21 protein-coding genes and 1 pseudogene are annotated in these 20,637 nt (G+C 45.9%); 8 read left to right on the forward strand and 14 right to left on the reverse strand.

Going from position 1 to position 20,637, the window contains the following annotated elements:
• Positions 1-9: 9 nt before the first annotated feature.
• Positions 10-285, reverse strand: coding sequence for a stress-induced protein YchH (gene ychH / locus A9B99_RS01630; RefSeq protein WP_064594016.1), 276 nt, complete (start codon positions 283-285; stop codon positions 10-12).
• A 331-nt stretch (positions 286-616) separates the two neighbouring features.
• Between ychH and pth the strand changes: the two genes are divergently transcribed.
• The 4 genes from pth (at position 617) to A9B99_RS01650 (ending at position 5,433) form a co-directional block, all read left to right on the forward strand.
• Positions 617-1,198, forward strand: coding sequence for an aminoacyl-tRNA hydrolase (gene pth / locus A9B99_RS01635; RefSeq protein ID WP_064595445.1), 582 nt, complete (start codon positions 617-619; stop codon positions 1,196-1,198).
• Between the two features lie 168 nt (positions 1,199-1,366).
• Entirely contained in the window at positions 1,367-2,461 is a 1,095-nt protein-coding gene (gene ychF, locus A9B99_RS01640) for a redox-regulated ATPase YchF (RefSeq protein ID WP_064594018.1), read from the forward strand.
• A 214-nt stretch (positions 2,462-2,675) separates the two neighbouring features.
• Positions 2,676-3,869 carry a tyrosine-type recombinase/integrase gene (locus A9B99_RS01645; protein WP_001515215.1) on the forward strand — a complete coding sequence of 398 codons (1,194 nt, stop codon included), beginning with the start codon at positions 2,676-2,678 and terminating at the stop codon, positions 3,867-3,869.
• Between the two features lie 700 nt (positions 3,870-4,569).
• Positions 4,570-5,433, forward strand: a complete 864-nt coding sequence (locus A9B99_RS01650; RefSeq protein ID WP_001515214.1) for a hypothetical protein — start codon at positions 4,570-4,572, stop codon at positions 5,431-5,433.
• An 83-nt stretch (positions 5,434-5,516) separates the two neighbouring features.
• On the opposite strand, the gene A9B99_RS01655 is transcribed toward A9B99_RS01650, so the two are convergent.
• The 5 genes and pseudogenes from A9B99_RS01655 to A9B99_RS01675 form a co-directional block, all read right to left on the reverse strand.
• Positions 5,517-6,005, reverse strand: coding sequence for a hypothetical protein (locus tag A9B99_RS01655; protein ID WP_064594022.1), 489 nt, complete (start codon positions 6,003-6,005; stop codon positions 5,517-5,519).
• Positions 6,006-6,061: 56 nt separating this feature from the next.
• The gene (locus tag A9B99_RS01660) at positions 6,062-7,486 is read right to left on the reverse strand and encodes a UvrD-helicase domain-containing protein (RefSeq protein WP_001515212.1); all 1,425 of its coding nucleotides are present in this window, start codon (positions 7,484-7,486) and stop codon (positions 6,062-6,064) included.
• Entirely contained in the window at positions 7,483-9,210 is a 1,728-nt protein-coding gene (locus A9B99_RS01665) for an ATP-dependent nuclease (protein ID WP_001515211.1), read from the reverse strand. The genes A9B99_RS01660 and A9B99_RS01665 overlap by 4 nt, the downstream gene beginning before the upstream one ends.
• A 204-nt stretch (positions 9,211-9,414) precedes the next feature.
• Positions 9,415-9,624, reverse strand: a pseudogene (locus A9B99_RS23550) (transposase); the annotation flags it as partial.
• A gap of 81 nt (positions 9,625-9,705) precedes the next feature.
• Entirely contained in the window at positions 9,706-11,178 is a 1,473-nt protein-coding gene (locus tag A9B99_RS01675) for a hypothetical protein (RefSeq protein ID WP_064594024.1), read from the reverse strand.
• 1,041 nt (positions 11,179-12,219) lie between these two features.
• On the opposite strand from A9B99_RS01675, the gene A9B99_RS01680 reads away from it, so the two are divergent.
• Positions 12,220-12,672, forward strand: a complete 453-nt coding sequence (locus A9B99_RS01680) for a hypothetical protein (protein WP_001515207.1) — start codon at positions 12,220-12,222, stop codon at positions 12,670-12,672.
• Positions 12,673-12,717: 45 nt separating this feature from the next.
• A complete protein-coding gene (locus tag A9B99_RS01685; RefSeq protein ID WP_231123714.1) occupies positions 12,718-13,440 on the forward strand; it encodes a hypothetical protein in 723 nt (240 codons plus the stop codon).
• Positions 13,441-13,495: 55 nt separating this feature from the next.
• Here the strand turns inward: A9B99_RS01685 and A9B99_RS01690 are convergent, their stop codons facing one another.
• The 3 genes from A9B99_RS01690 to A9B99_RS01700 form a co-directional block, all read right to left on the reverse strand.
• Positions 13,496-15,184: a DUF927 domain-containing protein gene (locus tag A9B99_RS01690; protein ID WP_064594026.1), complete on the reverse strand. Its 1,689-nt coding sequence runs from the start codon at positions 15,182-15,184 to the stop codon at positions 13,496-13,498.
• 165 nt (positions 15,185-15,349) lie between these two features.
• Complete coding sequence (locus tag A9B99_RS01695; RefSeq protein ID WP_172949272.1) at positions 15,350-16,192, reverse strand: hypothetical protein; 843 nt, start codon at positions 16,190-16,192, stop codon at positions 15,350-15,352.
• Positions 16,192-16,386, reverse strand: coding sequence for a helix-turn-helix transcriptional regulator (locus A9B99_RS01700; protein WP_023277096.1), 195 nt, complete (start codon positions 16,384-16,386; stop codon positions 16,192-16,194). The genes A9B99_RS01695 and A9B99_RS01700 overlap by 1 nt, the downstream gene beginning before the upstream one ends.
• A 232-nt stretch (positions 16,387-16,618) precedes the next feature.
• Here A9B99_RS01700 and A9B99_RS01705 point away from each other — a divergent pair, with 232 nt between their 5' ends.
• Together A9B99_RS01705 and A9B99_RS01710 are read left to right on the forward strand one after the other, a co-directional pair.
• Complete coding sequence (locus A9B99_RS01705; RefSeq protein ID WP_064594028.1) at positions 16,619-17,287, forward strand: hypothetical protein; 669 nt, start codon at positions 16,619-16,621, stop codon at positions 17,285-17,287.
• A 64-nt stretch (positions 17,288-17,351) separates the two neighbouring features.
• Positions 17,352-17,660, forward strand: a complete 309-nt coding sequence (locus A9B99_RS01710; RefSeq protein ID WP_023277094.1) for a hypothetical protein — start codon at positions 17,352-17,354, stop codon at positions 17,658-17,660.
• Positions 17,661-17,663: 3 nt separating this feature from the next.
• Here A9B99_RS01710 and A9B99_RS01715 read toward each other — a convergent pair whose 3' ends face one another.
• The 5 genes from A9B99_RS01715 to A9B99_RS24455 form a co-directional block, all read right to left on the reverse strand.
• Entirely contained in the window at positions 17,664-18,593 is a 930-nt protein-coding gene (locus tag A9B99_RS01715) for a tyrosine-type recombinase/integrase (protein ID WP_042015114.1), read from the reverse strand.
• Positions 18,594-18,639: 46 nt separating this feature from the next.
• The gene (radC, locus tag A9B99_RS01720; protein WP_016247051.1) at positions 18,640-19,092 is read right to left on the reverse strand and encodes a RadC family protein; all 453 of its coding nucleotides are present in this window, start codon (positions 19,090-19,092) and stop codon (positions 18,640-18,642) included.
• A 1-nt stretch (position 19,093) separates the two neighbouring features.
• Positions 19,094-19,555, reverse strand: a complete 462-nt coding sequence (locus tag A9B99_RS01725; RefSeq protein WP_032142065.1) for a hypothetical protein — start codon at positions 19,553-19,555, stop codon at positions 19,094-19,096.
• A 119-nt stretch (positions 19,556-19,674) separates the two neighbouring features.
• Positions 19,675-20,067 carry a DUF2787 family protein gene (locus A9B99_RS01730; protein ID WP_023277091.1) on the reverse strand — a complete coding sequence of 131 codons (393 nt, stop codon included), beginning with the start codon at positions 20,065-20,067 and terminating at the stop codon, positions 19,675-19,677.
• Between the two features lie 26 nt (positions 20,068-20,093).
• Positions 20,094-20,342 (reverse strand): TA system toxin CbtA family protein, encoded by a 249-nt coding sequence (locus A9B99_RS24455; RefSeq protein WP_024189826.1) that lies wholly within the window; start codon positions 20,340-20,342, stop codon positions 20,094-20,096.
• Positions 20,343-20,637 lie beyond the last annotated feature (295 nt).

Genomic DNA, 20,637 nt, shown 5'->3' on the forward strand with positions numbered 1-20,637 from the left:
GAAAGCGATTCAGCTGTGGCGATGCTGTTTACGCTGGCAACGCTTATCGAAGTGGCGAACCCACCAGTAACGGTCAGCAACCGCCTCATGTCCACTCACTCGCGCACCAACCAACCAAAGTATGGCACCCGCGAATATACCAAAGATAGCGCCATGACCCAGCATCTCAGAAATATTCAGTTGAGGTAACTGATTCAGGACGGACAAACCAACCCCGGCAACCATCACCACGAGACCAAACCCCATTAAAAAATTGCCGAGTAACGAAGCGTTTTTACGTTTCATATGTCACCTCCGGTAAAAAGTGGTTCGGTGGGGCTCCCCCCTCCTTTGATTAAAGTATAAGCAAAACATTCTGGCGCAGTGTGCGTACAGGATCACAATAATGGCGTTAACATGACATTCTTTTACAAATAACTATTTGAATAAATGTATTTTATAATGGTTACCCCTATGAATTATTCCTTTTTAGCCCTGTTATTTCCCCATGAGAACAGTATCTGACTGCGCAATAAAAACAGTCCTGGGTACAAAACAGCATTTCCTGATCGTGCTTTGTCATCTCCGTGCCGACCCGCTAAAATACAGCGCACTTATTTAATGCAGGAAGATGCATGTGGCTATTAAGTTAATTGTAGGGCTGGCGAACCCTGGCGCGGAATACGCCGCGACCCGCCATAATGCTGGCGCATGGTATGTTGATTCACTCGCACAACGTCATAACCAGTCTCTGAAAGATGACCCGAAGTTTTTTGGTTATTCTGCCCGTATTCAGGTTAATGGGAGTGATGTCCGGTTGCTGGTTCCTACTACGTTTATGAACCTGAGCGGCAAATCAGTGCTGGCGATGGCGAGCTTTTATCGCATTATGCCGGATGAAATTCTGGTTGCACATGATGAGCTTGACCTGCCGCCCGGTGTGGCGAAATTTAAAACAGGTGGCGGCCACGGCGGCCATAACGGGCTGAAAGATATCATTAGTAAACTGGGGAATAACCCTGGATTTCACCGCTTGCGAGTGGGTATTGGCCACCCTGGCGATAAAAATAAAGTCACCGGTTTTGTACTGGGGAAACCACCATTATCTGAGCAACAAGCAATTGATGCGGCTATTGATGAAGCCGTGCGCTGCACAGATATTTTATTCAAAGATGGCCTTACTCTGGCAACAAACCGCCTGCACGCCTTCAAAGGCTAGATGTTTGCCACACTCTGGTGCGGTTGAGCGGATTTCTTGCTGGCCGCGCCGCACATGCAATTGCCGCCCTTACATGGCGCTTTGTGTGTATAATAGCTATCAGACTATTTTATTCTTCATCAGGTTAATTATAACCCTTTGATTTAAGTGATTAAGGTGATCTAAACCATGGGATTCAAATGCGGTATTGTCGGCTTGCCGAACGTGGGTAAGTCCACATTGTTCAACGCACTCACTAAAGCGGGAATTGAAGCCGCAAACTTTCCGTTTTGCACCATTGAGCCAAACACTGGTGTTGTGCCCATGCCAGACCCACGCCTGGATAAACTGGCAGAAATTGTTAAACCACAACGGATTTTGCCCACCACGATGGAATTCGTTGATATTGCCGGCCTGGTTAAAGGCGCATCTAAAGGTGAAGGCCTTGGTAACCAGTTCCTGACGAATATTCGTGAGACTGAAGCGATTGGCCACGTTGTGCGTTGTTTTGAAAACGACAACATCATTCATGTGAACAATAAAGTTGACCCGGCTGACGACATTGACGTTATTAATACTGAGCTGGCGCTGTCTGATCTGGATACTTGCGAGCGCGCCATTCATCGCGTTCAGAAAAAAGCCAAAGGCGGTGACAAAGACGCCAAAGCTGAACTGGCTGCATTGGAAAAATGCCTGCCACAGCTGGAAAATGCTGGCATGTTGCGTGCACTCAAAACACTGACAGATGAAGACAAAGCGGCTATCAAATACCTGAGCTTCCTGACACTTAAGCCGACGATGTATATCGCCAACGTCAACGAAGATGGTTTTGAAAACAATCCGTATCTGGACACAGTGAAAGAAATTGCAGCTGCTGAAGGCTCTGTCGTGGTTGCCGTATGTGCTTCTGTCGAATCAGATATCGCTGAGCTGGATGATGCAGACCGTGACGAATTTATGGCTGAACTGGGCCTTGAAGAACCCGGCCTGAACCGTGTAATTCGTGCAGGTTATGAACTGCTTAACCTGCAAACCTACTTCACTGCTGGTGTGAAAGAAGTCCGGGCCTGGACTATCCCTGTTGGTGCCACCGCACCGCAAGCTGCGGGTAAAATCCATACCGACTTCGAAAAAGGCTTTATCCGCGCACAAACTATCGCTTATGAAGACTTTATAACCTATAAGGGTGAACAGGGTGCGAAAGAAGCCGGTAAGATGCGTGCTGAAGGGAAAGACTATATTGTTAAAGATGGCGATATTATGAACTTCCTGTTCAACGTCTAATTCGTTTCTGTTGTCTCATGCGATCTCAGTAAATCGCATGAGGACTGGAAAACCCCATAAAATCCACGCACTTGCGTGGATTTTTCTTTTCATAATGTCTCAACTCATCTCATAACCGCGCAGTCAAAAATGAGTACAGACATGAGTACAATCAGTTTTCATCTTCATTTTAGGTGAGTACAATAGCGGTATAAGAAATAGACAAGGACTCGCTATGCTCACTGATACGCAATGTCGCACTGCTAAGCCGAAAGAAAAACTCTATCGACTCAATGACTTCAATGGTCTCTACCTCGAAGTGAAACCCAACGGCAAAAAGGCATGGCGCTATCGGTTTAAACTCAACGGCAAATCCAGCATGTTCGCGTTGGGTGAGTACCCAACGGTCAAACTTGCCGAAGCTCGAGAGAAATGTGAGCAAGCGCGTAAACAAGTCGCGGATGGAGTTAGCCCGACACAGGCTCGCCAGTTAGATAAGATTCGCAAGGTCAACGACGCATCCAACACCTTTGAGCTGATCGCTAAAGAGTGGTTGCAGATGAAAGACTGGGCCGAAATTACCAAAACGCGGCGACTGGATATGCTCGAACGAGTGGTTTTCCCTGCAATTGGTAAGCTCCCAGTCAGAGAGATCACTCCACATCACATTCTTAAAATTCTTCAGGAAACGGCTAAGCGCGGCGCTCCGACCGTTGCCGCTGAAGCCCGCCGCACCATTTCATCCGTTTTTGAACTGGCGGTGGCGACGCTAAGAGCAGATAGCGATCCTGTCTGGCCAGTGCGTAAGGCGATTCCGGCGAATAAGACACAGCACAAACAGGCATTAAACCCACAAAAAATCGGGAAGCTGTTAAGCTGTTTTGATAACAGTCGTGGCTCATACCAGGTTAACTATTGCATGTGGCTCATGTGGTGGACGCTGGCGCGACCAGCCGAAGTAACTGAGGCTGAATGGACAGAATTCGATCTCGATAACGCACTGTGGACCATTCCGTCAACGCGAATGAAAGCCCGCAGAGAACACGTTATTCCCCTTCCCTCCCAGGCTGTCAACATGCTCAGAACGCTACAGGGATTAACCGGGCATCGACAGCACCTTTTTCCGGGCAGGGATAATCCGAAAGGTCCAATGACATCGCACTCCCTGCGCCAGCTACTTAAAAGCCTCGGCTGGAGTGGCATTTATAGCCCCCACGCTACAAGAACTACAGGAAGTACGCGTTTAAACGAATTGGGCTATCGACCTGATGCTATTGAGGCCCAACTTGCGCACGCTGATACCAACAATGTTCGTCGCACATACAACCATGCAACTTATCTTGATGAGCGAAAGGTTATGATGCAGGAATGGGCTGATAAGCTTGAAGAATGGGTAGGAAGCGCGCGCAGCACTATTGATGTATCGTAAACCATGATGCATTGGTGTTTTATTATTGATTAACATAGACATTTATTGAAATTTAATTAAAACCTACAATTCAACCTATAGTATATGCAAACAGTGCATACGAGATGCTCATAGTTTTCGGGATCTTTATTCATGGCGCATCGCCAGATACTTACAAGCCCTATAAGAACCCCCTGACCTGCCCCAAATGTTGCGACGTTCGTCGCGCCAGATGGCTGGCATACCCGTACATGCAAAGGTTGTCTGAGCACGAAGGCTTAAGAAGTCATAGAAAAAAACAGTCATAAACCGTTCAAACTGAGGACGCATGTCTCAAATCATCATGAATGAGAACGCGCTATGTAGATGGCACTGAATGCATTAAATGATTCAGAAATAGGTAGACTCCACCTCCACTGGATCTTTCAGTACAGAACCAGCATCTGTTCCCAAGAATAACAGACATATCGTCCGAAGACGCCACCTCTCAGGCTTCGATGGCATTGGCACGTGATCACCCGAAGGCGCTTCTCTCAGATCACTCGGTACACACTGGTACTGAAGCATTGGCAGTTGTCCCATGAACAACGGTGTTACACAGGGATAGTAGATCAACGTTTATTATGAGATCAAGAATTACCTTACATTAACGGAAGTCCTTTTCGCTGACTGACAATTGCTGATAATATGACTAAAAAATGAGATAGGGATGAGCCCATAAATGGAAAATAAAGCAGACCACGCTCTTTCATTGATGATAAAGTTTTGCCTGTTTGAAGAAGATTGTTTTCCTGTTCTGAAGAACCATTTTGGCAATGACTGCTATAATAGTGCATTGAGCAATTATCAATCAAACTACAAAAGATACGTTCACCGGTATGTCGCCTTATCACATATTTATCACTCTTTAATAAACTGCTCATCGCTTTTTGATATGAACGTGAGATTGTATCTCAGGAAACAAATCATCGTCAGAGAAGAACAACTGGACAGATTTTCCAGAGCGATGCACGAAAGTTTTGTTCAACAGCTTTTCATTCAATATGCCAAACTTGCTGAAGCATTAATCGATGATATCCCTGACGATGGCAAGGACCCGGCTTCACACCACGACAAATATCGTGATTTAATTACCAGAAATAATCTTGAAGAAGTTTACTCACCTTTATTACGACTACTGAAAAAAATAAAAGACAGCAGCATTCAAACTTTACGCAATAAAATATTTGCTCACCCTTTTAAAGATACCAGGAAAGTTATTGCATTTTCATCACACATTGCCGTTGAAGAAATATACAAGACATTGAGGGTTCTTTGTGACGAAGACAAAAAAGACCAGTATGACAAAGAAGAAAGAAAAGTTCTTTTCTTTACAAACAGTCATATTATAAAAGGGGAGAAATCCAAAAAACACCTGTATATCATCTATGAATTTATGAAAGAGCTCAGAATGAATGCCTTTCTCAATATCGACCCATACATCAATCTGGAGCGTCAGGAAGCCATTGATATGATAAAAACATCACTGCTGATAAACACGCCGCTCATTGTACAACAAAAACAAAATACACTAAAACTCCAGTGAAATTCATTCAATATGATGCCGATGGTATCAACCCATCAGCATCACTATAACCAGTTGATGGAGATGGCACTCCACAATGGTTATCAGACCTTGTGCAAGGCGCCATTCTTTTTAATATAAACAGTGATATCCGGAAATTTTGATTTTACCTCTGTCAAATCAAAACGCTGATACCCCTGATCATCTGATATATGTTCATGAATGTTATCCAAACAGAATGCTGGCATCATAACCGGAATAGTTTTAATACCCATTTCATGTGCAATGAGGGATCTGTTTCGCCCCTGGTAAAACTGAACGGTGTGTTTCGCCAGACTTGATATCTGGGGAAAGTCAAATCGCGCCCCCGCCTGGTATCTGCCCCTCCATTCACTCTGTTTCACTAAACACTTATCCGGAACGGGCTCGCCTATTGCGTTTGACGCATGCTCCGCTAACCATGCCGTGTCCACAAACGCAATCACTGCTGTACCGTTAATAATTGTGGGCTGCATATCTCCCAGCAAGCCAATATCGATAAAGCAGTCATCCTTTCTCACGCACGTATATTCGAATGAACATTTGTACTTCACAACAGACTCCTCATATATTTCTGTAACCCCCGGCACAACCGGGCCAGTCAATTAACTTACCGCCCAGACCTGAATTCACGGCTCCCCGAAAACAGTACGACAGATTTAGCCCCTCTTGAGAGAGCCACATACAGATTGCTGGCACTCATGCTGCCGGCATCCAGTATCAGGGCATGATCACACTCCAGCCCTTTCAGAAGGAGTGTCGAGCCAATAGATCTGTGAGTAATTCGTCTGTCTCCCTGGTACCTTCGCTGCTCCCGAACCACCGAGGCAGCCTCATAAATACTCATCTCAGGGGAACTGACAGACAAACTTAGCGCATCCTTCAGGGCCTGACAGGCTCCGGAGCGGAAAACACGTGTTCCCTCTTTTTCCTCCAGATGCTGTAGTGCAGAGCGAGTATTATGCCGGGAAGGCTCTCTGACAAGCGTAACCAGCGCATTTTCAAGCAAGGAGGCAGCGGTGCGATTTCTGCCCGCCAAAATGCGACTGACGCGACGTAACGTCAGGTTTACTTCCACATTCGTCATCATTTCAGTCGCAATACGCAGTATTCTATCCAGCATACCGGAGCCAGTATCTTCGCTATCCAGCCCCTGCGCCATTCTCATCACATCACTCAGATCGACGGGTTCAACCACATCAATTCCATTTATGCGCTGCGCAAACTGGTGTCTGGACGTGACTCTGCGGGAATCACCCAGCACCAGAAGTGAGTCATCAGGATATTGCCGCAACAGCGCGTAATATTCCTGTTGCTGGCGTACAAGGTTTGCATTCTGATCGCGCGTCAGTGAATGGAAACGGACAAAATCAGGACAGGACGCCAGGTCAATACTCTCATCGTTGAGCAGTTTTTCCCTTACATCCAGAATCCATTCACCCAGCGCAGGAGCATTCACATTATTCCAGCGCCATGGGGTATCTAAGGTTGTCAGAACCGGGAAGCTCACCTGAACCGTATCTCTCCAGTGAGGCATCGGGCCACTGAAGCTGAATATACACTGCATGGGATCGCCAAACACGACGGTGGGCAGAAGATGAGATAAGGCAACGGTCATCTCATGTTGCAGAACATTACAGTCCTGGTATTCATCGACCAGCAGACGTGAATAGGAAGCTCTGACGGCTTCATTGATATTACCCTCCCGGAGCAGCGCAAGCACTGATCGCCGAAGCGAGGGGTAGAACTGGTTAGGCACTTCCGGCCCAACATCCACAGGACACAGGCCTGGAAAACTGCCTGCAATTCTTAGCGCCCACCCGTCAATGGTTGTCACAACATAGTTCTGTGAGGGGACAGAGAAGCGTTTAAGCCGTTTCTTCAGCGCGGTAACCCCGGCAGTGGTGTGTGTTAGCACAAGATAAGGCTTATGCTGGGCAACACTGAGCACTTCGGTTATCAGATGTGTTTTCCCACATCCGGCCGGGGCAACAACCAGACCTCTGCGGGCACCCAGCACGGCCTCAATGCTCATCCCTGATCTCCATGATTAGCCGCCCAGTTACGCAATCCCCTTATCTTGGCACGGAACGCCTCATCGAATAAGCGGATATGGGGTGCGATAATGTTTTCAGCAAGGATCTCAGCTTTTCCAATGGATTTAAACCAGCCATATTTACCTGCGGCTTTCGCCACCGGAATTCTCATTCCATCTTCAGGCGCATGGGTACAGTTCTCAAAACCATAAGCATTCTGAGAATAGTTCTTAATATTTTGGTCAACTCTTTCTTCACCATTAAGCTCAGCGGCAAGCATAACAATATCGCGTATCATTTCGACCGGACACCATCTCAGGAGAGCTCCTTCTGTTGAAAGTTCCTCCCCCCACTCGAAAACAGTGACTCCACTACGGCGGCAGGCTTCAGTCTGCTGCCTGTGCGCCTCTTCCGTAATATCAGAATCTTTAAGTAACGCGGTTCTGTAACCCAACTGAGCAAATACGCGGGCCCGCTTAAAATAATTGTCACCCCCACTGCCATCTACGGCAAAAACCCCCCGTTCCTGAAATCCAGGGTGTCTGTTACGCTGCCAGATGAGATCAATTCCACGAATGAACCCGACCTCTGTACTCCCTTCCCCCACGATGACCGCTTTACTGAAAAAGGCTTCTGCGCAGGCACGTAGCGTGGCCTGTTCCTGATCGTCGCCAGTTAACGTCAGAAATGCATGTGATGGGGCCGGAAACCCGGCGTCAGATTTACGCATAACGCAAAGTTGTGTTGCCTTCAGCTCACGAAGTACGTAGGGAGAGTGCGTGGTAATAAAGACTTGTGCCAGAGGCTCAGCGTCACGGGACCCTAATTTATGCAGGAGCCGACTGATCCTGTATGGCTCAAGCCCATATTCAGCTTCATCAACCAGTATTATCCCGGGGTTACCCACCGCTTTTTGCAGGCCGGCAACAAGCAGCCGGGATGATCCGGTCCCCAGCATTCGTAATGGCGTGCTGTCACTGTTATGCAGGCTGATGGCGCTATTGGACAGCGAAACACCATTCACATCGAGAAGCGCCTTTAATTCACCGAGTGGAACACCGAGCTCATTCGCTATGGTCTGCACCTCACCCAGAATGCCCTCAAGCTGCGGCATCTCCTGTGCAGCAAAGTTTTGCCGGGTCTGACGAGAGAGTTCGGCCAGGGTTGAGGTGACATTGAAGGTTTCTTCAGAAAGTTTATGAAGCACCGAGCGGTTACCCCAGGCCAGATGATGATGGGCAACGGTTCCTAGGCGTGTAGGATGAAGGCATTCTCTGTGCTTCCACTGAAGTCTTTTCTCTATCCCCTCTTCCGCCGCCCGTTCAGAAAACAGAAACCAGTCAGGTTCAAGATCTTCGTTGACCATCAGTTTCAGCGTAATGACCATCTCATCATTTTGCTCAGGCTCGTCATGAATTTCGCGAGTGTTTAGATCAAACCCGCGAAGAAACCGGCCATAATGCTCCAGATTGAGTATGCCATCATCAAGCTTGCCGAGAGTGGCGCTGATAGAGATGGGATCACCGGTGTTCATCAGATGGAAATCAGCATCGCTAAATGAACAGGAACGTCTGGCCCCCAGCACCAGGTCAATAGCATCAAGAAACGTGGATTTCCCAGAATCCCCCGGGCCGATAAGACAATTAAAGCCCGGGCCGGGATACCACTCTGCCTGTCTTATTGACCTGAAATTTTCGATACTGATATGCCGGATCACTGCCATCTACTTTCTCCCTGCGCAGAAATGCTCGCGCTTTATAATCTCACATGGAAAATATCATGGCATAAGATGAGGGACATTTTTATGATACAAGTGGTTATCCGGGAAAAATGAGCAAAGGCGAATTTTTCGTTTGCCGCTAAGCGCTTAATGGAACGAGAGCCTTATTGTACTTTATGCTTTGGGGCCACGTTGGCTTCCCCACATCAGCTCACGTATTTCAATCTGTTCCGGGGTTATAGGGGAGGCTTTAGGTATTTTGCCCTGTCGTTCATCCCGCAACTGCTTTACCCATCGCGTCATGGTAGAAAGACCCACATCCATAGCACTGGCCGCAGCTGCAACGGCGTAGTTCTGATCAAGGACCAGTTGAGCGGATTCGCGTTTAAACTCTGCGCTGAAATTTCTTTGTTTCATTGAGGCACCTGTAATGTTCTGAGGTGAGCATATCACCTCTGTTCAGGTGGCCAAATTCAATAAACCACTACAAATGGCCCTTTAATGCTTTTTCTCTATCAAAAGATATGGATGGGACCGGTCCGTTACCTCTTCATAAGAAACAAACCCATCGTGCTCCAGTGCACAAACCCCCTTATGGCCGGTAACGTAATCGTATACAGCCCGGCTTTCCAGGCCCTGTAACATGTGCGACAGCAGTTTACGTCGCATCACATCTGACTTCCTGCGTTTACACGCTGCCACATCTTTGTAGGTAATGTTGAAAGATTGCCCTACCGCGTTAGTAACGCATTTGCCATAACGGTTGGTTTTAGCAGTGCCTTCATAATGATCCAGCAGTAAAGCCAGATCTCGTCTCAGGGGTTTCAGAAGGTGCTTCCAGCGTTTCAGTACTCGCTTTGCTTCTGCCTTACCTAGCTCACGATTCAACAAGCGTCGGGTACTGGATTTAAGCGATAGCGTAACGAACCCAGCGTTGAATACGCTAGAAAACCTGAATTGTTTCACCAGTTCTTCAGCAATACGCAATACCCGGCAGATATATTGAGTTTCCAGCATCTCCAGCGACTTGGCCGGAATGCCAATACTCAACAACTCATGTCGTAGTATCTCAAGCTGGCATCCCTTGATGTCATAGTTGTGACCACGTGCCAGGCACGCCCATTTCATGTTAGACGGCAGACTTTGAAAGCCAGTGCCAACCTCAAAGGATCTTCCGCCAATGTACGCGGTTTTATACGACTGCCTGTAAGAAACCGTTAGCGGTGATTCCTTCACCAAATCCACACCTGTTTCAGCCAGTCGCGACAGGAAGTTGAAAATGAATATTTTGTTCTTCTTCGTGGAATTCTCGTTATAGTAATCCAGCAATGCATCCAGATTGATTTCAAGTGGTTCAAGTTTGTTCCAGACACTCACTACCAGCTCCCTGAAGGCAACGTTAGGGATATCGCGTTTAGACTGCTGATGTTTAGCGTTCTGCCCACGGTCGATTGCGACTCCAATCATTTCATCAAATGAGTAGCTTTTACGCTTGGTGAAAATATCCGACAGATAATGGTAGCGATCCTTACGGCTAAGGTATGCCTCGCGGTCGTTGCCAAACAACTTACGCAGGAAACGTTGAGAAACAGCATATTCCCGGCAAGAACTTTGAGCATTGGAATACCCGGTTAGTTTTATGATCCCGGCATTTTTCAGTGCTTCCATTGCACGCTCATTGGTCGCCCCACTTTTCTTAAATACTCCGGGAAGTTTCTCCCAGCCTAATTTAAATGGAACAGGCACAGAATAAGACCATTTTTTATTCGCTTTAATCTTTGCTTTTTTCTTGTTTTTACGACTACAGGTCGACACACATATAACATGCTGAAGAAATACTGCTATATTACGATAAAATGGACGCCGAAGACTTGGCACACCATTATAAGGAATACTGAAAACGACCGACTTGAAATAGTCCAGCGTTGAATCTGTCACTAGGATATTGTTATGCGTAATATATGGTTTCATAATTCACCTGTATATATAGGCAGAGCACCATGCCCTGACCCCATTTATTTACAACTGAATTACTCAAATCTTGTGTGAACCCAACAAGGTTCAGATGCTGGATAATGATCATAATATTGGAGGCTGGAGCCTCGTGATAGCTGATACTGGATAATGGCTATAGTATGTAATGACATATATACAGTAATATAGAGATAGAGTGTATACAGAGCATAATAGATACGTCTATATACCTTGTAGACGTAAATAGCGATTAAATATCAGCTTGGTCAGAATGGGATTAGCGGATACGTAAAACGTTACCGGTTATTAAGAGGTGCAACTCTCTCCCGGTGATATTGAATAGCGGTTGTAGGTGCATGTTATTCTCTGGTTTTATTCTTTTGAAACCTCGAATTTGCTCAAAACCGCCGCTCCTTGCAACTGTCAGAGTTAGGGAAAGCCATCGGCGGTTTTCCCCTACCATTGTACGAGATGCGAATCTGACACTAAACAGCAGCGGTAGCTAGCTGGTCTACTAGGTCAAAATCCGGCAACGTTGGGCGGTCTGGAAGGGTGTTTTTTTGCAGGTCACTCATTTCAGTTCTGCCTGTTAACCGATTAATCAGTGAAGTAACTGGCCTCTGAATCTGCCGGGCTGGTCTCCGTACAACAGGCTGATGACGAAGCGGACAGCATCCTTGCTTAGGGATGAATTGCTGGTGAAGGACAGCAACCCGACTCTGCGTTGAATGCAGAATTGCACAGTCAGAGACCAGGCTCGCCTACAAAGCCGCAATCACTAAATCACTTTTTTCAAAGCGCTAAATGTTTTCATCATAGTTAGCCTGCCAGTGCTGAGTAGTGTTGATCACCCATTTTCAACAACTGGGCGAGTTAACGCATCTACATCCCCTCCCGATATCCTCTTTGAGCGATTTCAGCGAAAAGCTCATCAACAAACCTTGTTGCGATTATGGGTATTCAGCGACAGAATAGTCATCACAATCGATCCGCATTTCAACAGATTGCGATCACTTACAACGTAAGGTTAAGAGGCCTATGAATACCGATTTGATGCCCAATTTCTGGAAGCTGTCACATGGCTGGAAGGAGTTCTCATTCCTGGATATGGTCGAATGTATTGATGAAAAGCTCGTCTACATTCACCGCACGACCGCTGGTAAAGGGCAGTCTTCCGTCAGCCAGGCAGAGGAGTTTGTAAACGCTCCGATTGGTGATTACTTCTACCTGACTCACGGTAATCAGGGTGTATACCTGCTTGGTCAGTTCACTGGTCCGGTTAACTACTTCACAAAACACAGTGATGGTTGGATGGACAGGCCATTCCGGCTGATTCACAAAGCCAATGCCAGAGAGGCGTATTATGGTGTCGAGAAATGGTGGACACCTAATCACAACTCTACCTTTGTTAAGGTTCCGCACCACGAATATGATTTATTTGAAGAACTGATATTGACGCCCTATTTCAATATTAACCTCAAAGAATTTTAACTTAAAAAGCGAGCAAATATGAAGGGAGTTTTAGAGAAATGTACTGTGGAAGACTTTAACTACATATCGGCCACTCTGGATAGCTATGTATCTTTCACAAACGATAAGCGCAGAAAAACACTATTATCTGCATATCAAAACAACCCAGCATTGCATGCTGAATTAATATCACTTATTGACACACAAATAAAATACTTCGGTTCTTCCGATTTAGCTTATCTGAAGAGGCATTTAATTAATGGGGAAGGTTCTATTCCGGCCACGGAGATCATTGATGATGTATGCAAAAAACTAAAGGTCAATGTTAAAGTCGGCGGCTCGATAGAATCAAAACTTGAAAAGCTGGTGCTCTCCGTTGTTGAGAAGGAACTATTAAGCAAGACGCCAGAAGAATTATCAAAATGTTTCAATGAACTGGGAGTAGGTGATATTGACAGAGAGGAGATAATCTCCCATATCAAAAAGAATGGCAAAGTGGCAATTTTACCTATTGTATTTCAGATCCTTGGCCCCAAAATTGCACTTGGGATCGTAGAAACCATTATCGTCAGTCTCATCGCTCAGATGATTGGAAGGGAGGCGGCGAAACAACTCGTCAAAGAGTTACTCAAGCGTAACCCCTGGATTAATAGCTTAGGACCCATTCTATGGGCTATATCTGGAGCATGGATTGCTTATGATCTGCAAGGTCCAGCCTATCGCAAAACCGTGCCAATTTGCCTGTATCTGGGGATCGTAGCTTTGCGTGATGGCGAAGAAATGTTTTAAGGTAAAAATGGAGTGGTTATCAGCCACTCCATTTAACCTTTACCATGCTGTAAAACTATTCTGTCATAAACTTATCGAACTTACTGCATACAAAACAGTAGCGACGACCAACTTGCTTACGCTTATAGATAATCTGAATAGTACTGTACTCCTTATTCGTATCGGATAATAATACCCCTTGCTTTGTTAATAATGTCAGAATGCCCTTACGCTGAGATTTCGGCAAGCAGTTATGTACCAGATCCTTATCAACTGCATATACCGTACGTCCTTTAACTTTGTGGATAATGACCGTTGCCTTTTTAATCGCCGTTTGAGTCACGCGATCATTTCCAATCAGATTTAAAAGATCATCCTTTTTGATAAAATCAATAATTGCATCAAACGAACGACCTAATGGTGACTTCATTACCTCAGGTTCAGATAAAACCACCTCAAGGGAGTCCAGGTAGCAGGTTGAGATCCCCTTCATCACATCCTGCTTTGTAAAGGGTAAAACACCATATTTCACAGCCATGGAACCTGCTACATAAGCGATGGCAAAACGTTTGGCAATACGTACCTGAATGCCGGAGTTACGATCGACCTGATGCTTGTTGAGGAAGAACTCAATGCCTTTTTCAAGCTTCCGTTTCACACTCTCACGATCATCCTGAATATCCGCTACCAGGCGCTTGAGAAATGCAGGTTTGGCACTACCGTAATATCGGTGAGTTGCATCCTTTATCGCATGAACAAGTTCGTTGCTGGAATTAATACCATCTGGCAGTGATTCGAAGATCCCCATTTCAGCACCAGCATCTGCATTAACGTCGATTACACGCACATTTTCGCCTTCAAGGCGCTCAACGTTCCCGGAAGCAGCAAGTTGTTGAAGACTGCACTCACCCGTACTGAAAATACTTACCTGCCATTCAGCAACTTTGTTCTCATACATTGCAGAGCGTGTTTTCCCTTTACCACCCGATAACGTATACACGCGGTTCTGCATGATTTTAGCGGCTGCCAGTACGTCTTTATCTAACAGCTTCGACTCATCGAGAACCAGGTAGCTGTCGTTATGGGCCACGGCAATCTCCTCAAGCCCTTTATCCGTATTGTTCCACAGTACGACAATGTCTTTCGGCGATCCTGCTAATGACGCCAGCATGTAGGCACTGGAGGTTTTTCCTATACTACTCATCCCCCATAAATGAAACCCGCCCCCTTCCATACCTGAAAGCTTAAGGAGAAAACCTGAAAATCCGCAGCACAGAGCTAACATAATACGCGAGCTATATAGTGCATATGGAGCGACATTCATTTTCCATAATTTTAATGTCTCCTGTTTATCCTCGACTGATAAATGATTTTTAGCACCAGGATGCAGTACAGGCTTATCCCCTTTAACTTTTCCAATAACTATATCGTTAACACGCAAATAAACATCACCATAAAAACCTGGCTTATAGCACAGTGTGATTATCTTATCGGTTTCCTTAATTACTTCTTGATGAGCTTGAATCCAGTATTCTTTAGTCACATTGGGATTATGCCCGCACGTTAATAACGTTTTTTTTAACTCCAATACACTGATAAGTGCCTTGGCTGGTACAAGCACACGGGTCGACTCCATCTCTTGAAAATCAGTGATTTTAATAAGTCGGTATGCAACTGGACATGATTCGGAAATTTTTGTACGAGCCAACAATGTAACAAATAGCTTTTCTTTTTTATTATTCAATATCTCTTTATATTCTTTCATTTATAGTTCCTTATCGTATTTAAAGATCACATCATAGTTGCAGTAATAAACATCAGAATTAAAGCATGAGAGTTCCCTTGTATGATTTCTCACACAACACTATTATTTTATTTAAAATTGCAGAAATAGTTTACAGCTGGTACATATCGCTAATAGATTATGACATTATTTTAATATTAAATGGTCGCCATACTTCCTTACTTTATACATAAAGGTTAATGTCTGTATTCCCTGCTTATCCATCATAACTAAAGAATGAGCATGCTGTTTCGGGCGTAATCTGAACTTCTTAGTTCGGCGCTTAGGTTTAATACTCTTATTGTTGATAAGTATAGGCTTGTTTTCTTTATACGATTCAACGCGCCACCATATAGCCTTGAACAAGTAACTTATTTGTTTCTCCGGGTTGTCTATTCCTGTATCAAACATTGGTCTGGAAATGACACTCTTTCTGGTCGACATATTGTGCTTGTTTTTCATTCTGTTCCGAAGTTTATTTAATGCCTCCTCTTCATTGAAAGTGATTAAGTGAAAATGAGGTAGCCACAATCCAGTGTCTATATGGTAATCCATTTCGAAACCACCAATCACCATATACTTGAATCCACATTCTTTTAACCACCGCCGGAGACGTGCAATCAGTGCATCTGGCGACCATATGGGTGCTTCTGCATCTGTGAACGCATCCTGGTAGAAAATCAAGGTCACACTACGCCATTTATGTGTCTTGTTGCATAATCGCAGGACTTCCCTTGTCATCTGTAGCCGGTATCGCCTATGGCATTCCGGGCATGCTGCGCTGTTACAGGGGTATTTCGGGTGGCATTCCGTTAATTTTTCACAGAGCGCTTTGTAACATGCTCCGGTATATGTGGATAAACTGGCAATCCTGAACACCCTTTCCTTCCTTGCCTGCTCTGGTGTTTCAAAGCCCGGTATAGATAACGCCAACATTTCAAGCTCCGGAGACAGACCGGCCAACGGGATTCGCTTATTCAATATCAACATTATTCCTCTTTTTTTGATGGCCTCTCATTAATCCATTTATAAATATCGGCCTCATACCATGCAACAGCACGGCCCCCTGTTACTGATACCTGAGGAGGAAAATTGTTGCTGGCGAGCATCCTGTATAATGTCGCGCGGGACATTGCACACAACCTCGTTACTTCATCTATTTTAATTAACCGACCTTTATTCATAAGTCCTCCTGCGTTTCGTTGAGAACATAATAGCGGATTGAATTTCGGTGGCAATATCCCTACCTAGTGCGAAAATATATGTGCTTCTCACTCTTTTTTCTGAAAGTGAATAATGATTGCTTTAAATCGGAAGATGGATTATTTATGTGAGAAGCACGTGGATGTTTTTTATGCAAACACAAAAACAATCATTTATTTTAATCTTGTAAAATTAATAATCACGGAGTTTTAAATGGAAACCAACAATTCTGACACTAATAAAAACAGAGAAACAGTTAGTTATGCTAAAAATTCAGAAGATCCGTCTAATACCACTCACACCAAAAAGACAAGAAAGTCCCGAAACGCCCGCTATAAGAGTAAAACGGAGTCAATTCATGAGAAATCGGGGTTCACAACGCTAAAGCTGCGTGTCGGGCAGGATGTCATGCAAAAGCTGGAGGAAATCTACCGGGATCATCGGGGCTATGAACTGAATGAAACCCGTAAAGATCTGGATGCCCTCAGCAAAGTCGTCAGCTACTGCGTGAGTAAGTTCTATAAAGAAATGTATTTGCAGAAAAAAAAGGGGGCATTGCCTGACATTCTTCCGGCAAAAACACCGCGCGCACAGGAGCTGTACGACCTGTACCAGGCCGTTACCCACAGGGCATTGTCTGGTATGCCCCATCAAATGATTGCCATTGAGATGGAACACGACAGATACCAGTCTCCTGCCAATATAATTGCCAGTCGACGGGGTTCACGCAAAACGCCATTACCCTGGAATGTTTCTCAGGTTGATGATCTGCTGAGCATTCAGTGGGTAAACGATGAAATCAAGAAGCTTAATGAGAAAGAGATTCATCATCCCCCTATCCAACCTGCTGCCGTGGATAATCTGAGTGATTCTGAAAAGTGACTGGTGGTGGATTGCCTCAGAACGTGTAATGTTACTGCAACAGCGACTAACGGGGAGATAAACAATGACATTTGATATCGACTATGACGCACTGCGGGCCTCAGTATTCAAACAGCATTATGTTCCTGCTGTTGAGTCTATCGGAAAAATTGGGCGTTACTGGTTTGGAGGAACAAGGCAGGCCGCCTCAATGGTGGCATCCTTGTTAAGAGAAAGTGGGATGTCGATCATCTTGCATAATGCACCACCTCGCTGGGAATTCGTGGTTTACCTGACAGAAAGTAACGTCGATAGTGACGACTTAGATGAAATTGCGCTTCGTCGACATGAGCTGATTGAACAAGGTGTTGCAGAACGGGATTTACCTCTTTAATCATCACCAGCACCGTAAACTCTGTGATGCTTTGGCTTTCATACCCTCACCACGATAGTCATAGCGCGTCGTCGTGGATATGTCGCTGTGGCCTGCCAACTGGCGGACGGTGTTGATATCCACGCCCTGTTCCAGCAAACGGGTGATGAAGGTGCGCCGCATATCATGCGGGGTAAAACGTGCTATGCCTGCCGTTTGCTGTAACTCAGCCAGGATACCCGTTAACCCGGTTGTTGTCAGAGGCTGGCTGGCGACCTTACCGTTGCGCTGGATACGGTTGAACAGTGCGCTGTCAGCTTCATCTGCGCCAACTTTCAGCCACGCGCGGATAGCCTTATCCACTGCATCCGCTACGTGAATTTCACGGTATTTGCGCCCCTTTCCTTGCCTCACTGTCAGAATGCCATTGTTATAGTCCCGGCGCTCAAGTTTGACCAGTTCCCCGGCCCGCAGGCCCGTTCCGCAAAGTGTCAGCACAATAGCGGCATCACGGTAGCGCCGTATCGGTTGCGGATGCTGTTTTGCGGCCTGAATCAGCGCGCGGATTTCCTGCCTGTCCAGCGCCCTTCCCTTGCGCTGGATATCGCCGCTCACGCGCTTTACTGACCGGATACGTGCCAGCGTTTCGGCATTCATACAATTGAGGTTAAAGGCCGTCTGCGCCACGCCCCGCAGTGCTGATAACGCCATGTTCACCGACGACACGGCGTAACCGTCATCCAGCAGTGCCGCTCGTACTTTAGCGACGGCAGCGTAGTTAAGTTGTTCCCACGGGTAGTTATCTGCACCCACACCGCGTTTAAGTATGCCGGCACTGCGGTTTAACAGGCTGGTGATACCTCTGCGCCCCGAGGGAGCCAGACCGGCAATATACGCATCAAACACGGTTGTTTGTACCACCGAAACGACCTGACGCAACGCAGCCCCGCTCATGCGCGTAACCCGCAATAACGTACATTAAACCAGGTAACTTTCAGCATCACACTAGCCCCCGTTCAGCCATTGATACCGTTTCCGTCCCCGCCACGATAAAGTGATCAAGTAACCGCACATCCAGCATTTCCAGCAACTCCTGTAGTTTTTTAGTCAACTTGATATCGCAACGGCTGGGTTCAGGCTCGCCGCTGGGGTGGTTGTGGACAAGGATGACTGCGGCGGCATTATGTTTCAGTACACGCTTAATAACTTCGCGGGGGTGAACGCTGACCGTGTTTAATGTGCCCCTGAACAGTATTTCACGGTGCAGCAGCTGATTCTGGTTATCGAGCAGGATGATGCCAAACTCTTCATGTTCAAGCGGTGCCAGCTCAACCATCACACACCGCCGTACATCATCAGGGGAGCAGAGTTGAACGCCACGCTGGTAGTACCGGCTGATAATATCACGCGCCTGGTCAAGGATACGGGTTTCATGCTGGGTAAACATGGTCATTTCAGAACTCCCGTTCAATGAAGTAAATAGCGTCGGGAAACAGCTGGCGGCGGGTTACGCCAGTACGCAGGGAGAAAGCTTTACGGGGCATAGTGGTTCGCCCGTTACTGTCGAAGAAACAGAGCGTTTCTTCGTCCATTTTGACCAGAAGGGACCAGTGAAACTGGTCGCTGAGCATAATTAGTCGGGAGTGGTCAGTAACGTCAAGAAACCGCTGCATTTCCCTGAACAGTCGCCCGTCTGTTACTCCCCGCTTCCCTGCAAAGGGTCTGGTGATTTGGACCGGGAACTGGCGGCTGTAGTGCCCTTTCTGCAACACCTGCGCTATCAGCCAGTCCAGACGCTCCTCTTCAATCCCTTCAGTCAGCCACTCATGCAAAGGCCAGCGCTGCTGGTAAGCCTGAATAAGCCGGTTCATTAACGGGCGTCGTTTCACTCTGCCGTCATACAGCCAGCTCAGCATATTAACCATGCAATAAGCACCGCAAAGACAGTCCAGTTCGCCCTGTTGAGACGCACGTATCCCTCTGTCAGTCGTCACAGATAATTCCTCATAAAGTAGTGATGGTTAGTGCAGAGGGATTAACTTTCCCACAGGACGGTAATGGTGTAGACGTTCATGGCGTGATACTGAATAAAGTTGGATTGCCAGAGTTCAAATAACTCCCTTCCGGCGTTAACAGGCAAATCACCAACATGGGCAAGAAAGACATATTGCTGACTCCAGCTGATATCAATTTCCTTTTCCAGTTCAGGATAAACCACTCCCATATAACTGAAGTCGGTGATGTAATCGAAACACCATTCGTCATTGCGAGAAATAAGCCGTATTTCGACAGGATGATAACCGCCCTTTTCAGCGCTGTAACTCAGGTCTTTAAATAACAGACTGACAGCGGCTATTCTGGCTTTATGCGGTGGGGGATTTCCTATCTCTTTAAATATGACGTTAATTAATTCCTGACTGACTGGCATAGTCAGCCCTTCCTGATGTATTTTATTCACTTTAATTCCATGTATTGGTTGACGGATAGTTCATTAACTTCACTCAATGGAGTGTCAACAGAATCAAGTCTGTGCAGATCATACTTATATGCCCATTCATTGACTGCCTGATAAGGACGAACACAATCAGTCCAGTATCTTTTCATATAACTTGCCTCACAAAAGGCAGTGTCGTTAATGTCTATGCCATAATACTTAATGAAGAGTTTATTAACTAACCTCTGCCATTGTAATAATGAATACACAATATCCCCTGTTAGATATAGTCAGACCTGTGTTCTTTAAATACAGTCAACCCTCCAGTGAAGGATTAACAAAATGAACGTTTAAAGAATGTGATGATTTAAATGGCTGGTTGCAATTAATAACACTATCCAGCAATGAAATTATAGCAAAAATATACTTTCATTGCAAATAATAACAACGAGAAACAAGTTCGTAATTCAGAACGGAAATAACTGAAAACAGATTTTTATTCATTAATAAGTAATGGCATACTTTACATTCCGCCATGTCAGACGGGCCAGGGTTCCGGGGTGG

The sequence above is a fragment of the Mangrovibacter phragmitis genome (genome assembly GCF_001655675.1).
GTDB lineage: Bacteria > Pseudomonadota > Gammaproteobacteria > Enterobacterales > Enterobacteriaceae > Mangrovibacter > Mangrovibacter phragmitis.

Coding starts and splice junctions, on each gene's coding strand:
- ychH (WP_064594016.1), bottom strand. CDS start 285: ATGAAACGTAAAAACGCTTCGTTACTCGGCAATTTTTTAATGGGGTTT.
- ychF (WP_064594018.1), top strand. CDS start 1,367: ATGGGATTCAAATGCGGTATTGTCGGCTTGCCGAACGTGGGTAAGTCC.
- A9B99_RS01645 (WP_001515215.1), top strand. CDS start 2,676: ATGCTCACTGATACGCAATGTCGCACTGCTAAGCCGAAAGAAAAACTC.
- A9B99_RS01650 (WP_001515214.1), top strand. CDS start 4,570: ATGGAAAATAAAGCAGACCACGCTCTTTCATTGATGATAAAGTTTTGC.
- A9B99_RS01660 (WP_001515212.1), bottom strand. CDS start 7,486: ATGAGCATTGAGGCCGTGCTGGGTGCCCGCAGAGGTCTGGTTGTTGCC.
- A9B99_RS01665 (WP_001515211.1), bottom strand. CDS start 9,210: ATGGCAGTGATCCGGCATATCAGTATCGAAAATTTCAGGTCAATAAGA.
- A9B99_RS01675 (WP_064594024.1), bottom strand. CDS start 11,178: ATGAAACCATATATTACGCATAACAATATCCTAGTGACAGATTCAACG.
- A9B99_RS01680 (WP_001515207.1), top strand. CDS start 12,220: ATGAATACCGATTTGATGCCCAATTTCTGGAAGCTGTCACATGGCTGG.
- A9B99_RS01690 (WP_064594026.1), bottom strand. CDS start 15,184: ATGAAAGAATATAAAGAGATATTGAATAATAAAAAAGAAAAGCTATTT.
- A9B99_RS01695 (WP_172949272.1), bottom strand. CDS start 16,192: ATGTTGATATTGAATAAGCGAATCCCGTTGGCCGGTCTGTCTCCGGAG.
- A9B99_RS01700 (WP_023277096.1), bottom strand. CDS start 16,386: ATGAATAAAGGTCGGTTAATTAAAATAGATGAAGTAACGAGGTTGTGT.
- A9B99_RS01705 (WP_064594028.1), top strand. CDS start 16,619: ATGGAAACCAACAATTCTGACACTAATAAAAACAGAGAAACAGTTAGT.
- A9B99_RS01710 (WP_023277094.1), top strand. CDS start 17,352: ATGACATTTGATATCGACTATGACGCACTGCGGGCCTCAGTATTCAAA.
- A9B99_RS01715 (WP_042015114.1), bottom strand. CDS start 18,593: ATGAGCGGGGCTGCGTTGCGTCAGGTCGTTTCGGTGGTACAAACAACC.
- radC (WP_016247051.1), bottom strand. CDS start 19,092: ATGACCATGTTTACCCAGCATGAAACCCGTATCCTTGACCAGGCGCGT.
- A9B99_RS01725 (WP_032142065.1), bottom strand. CDS start 19,555: ATGCTGAGCTGGCTGTATGACGGCAGAGTGAAACGACGCCCGTTAATG.
- A9B99_RS01730 (WP_023277091.1), bottom strand. CDS start 20,067: ATGCCAGTCAGTCAGGAATTAATTAACGTCATATTTAAAGAGATAGGA.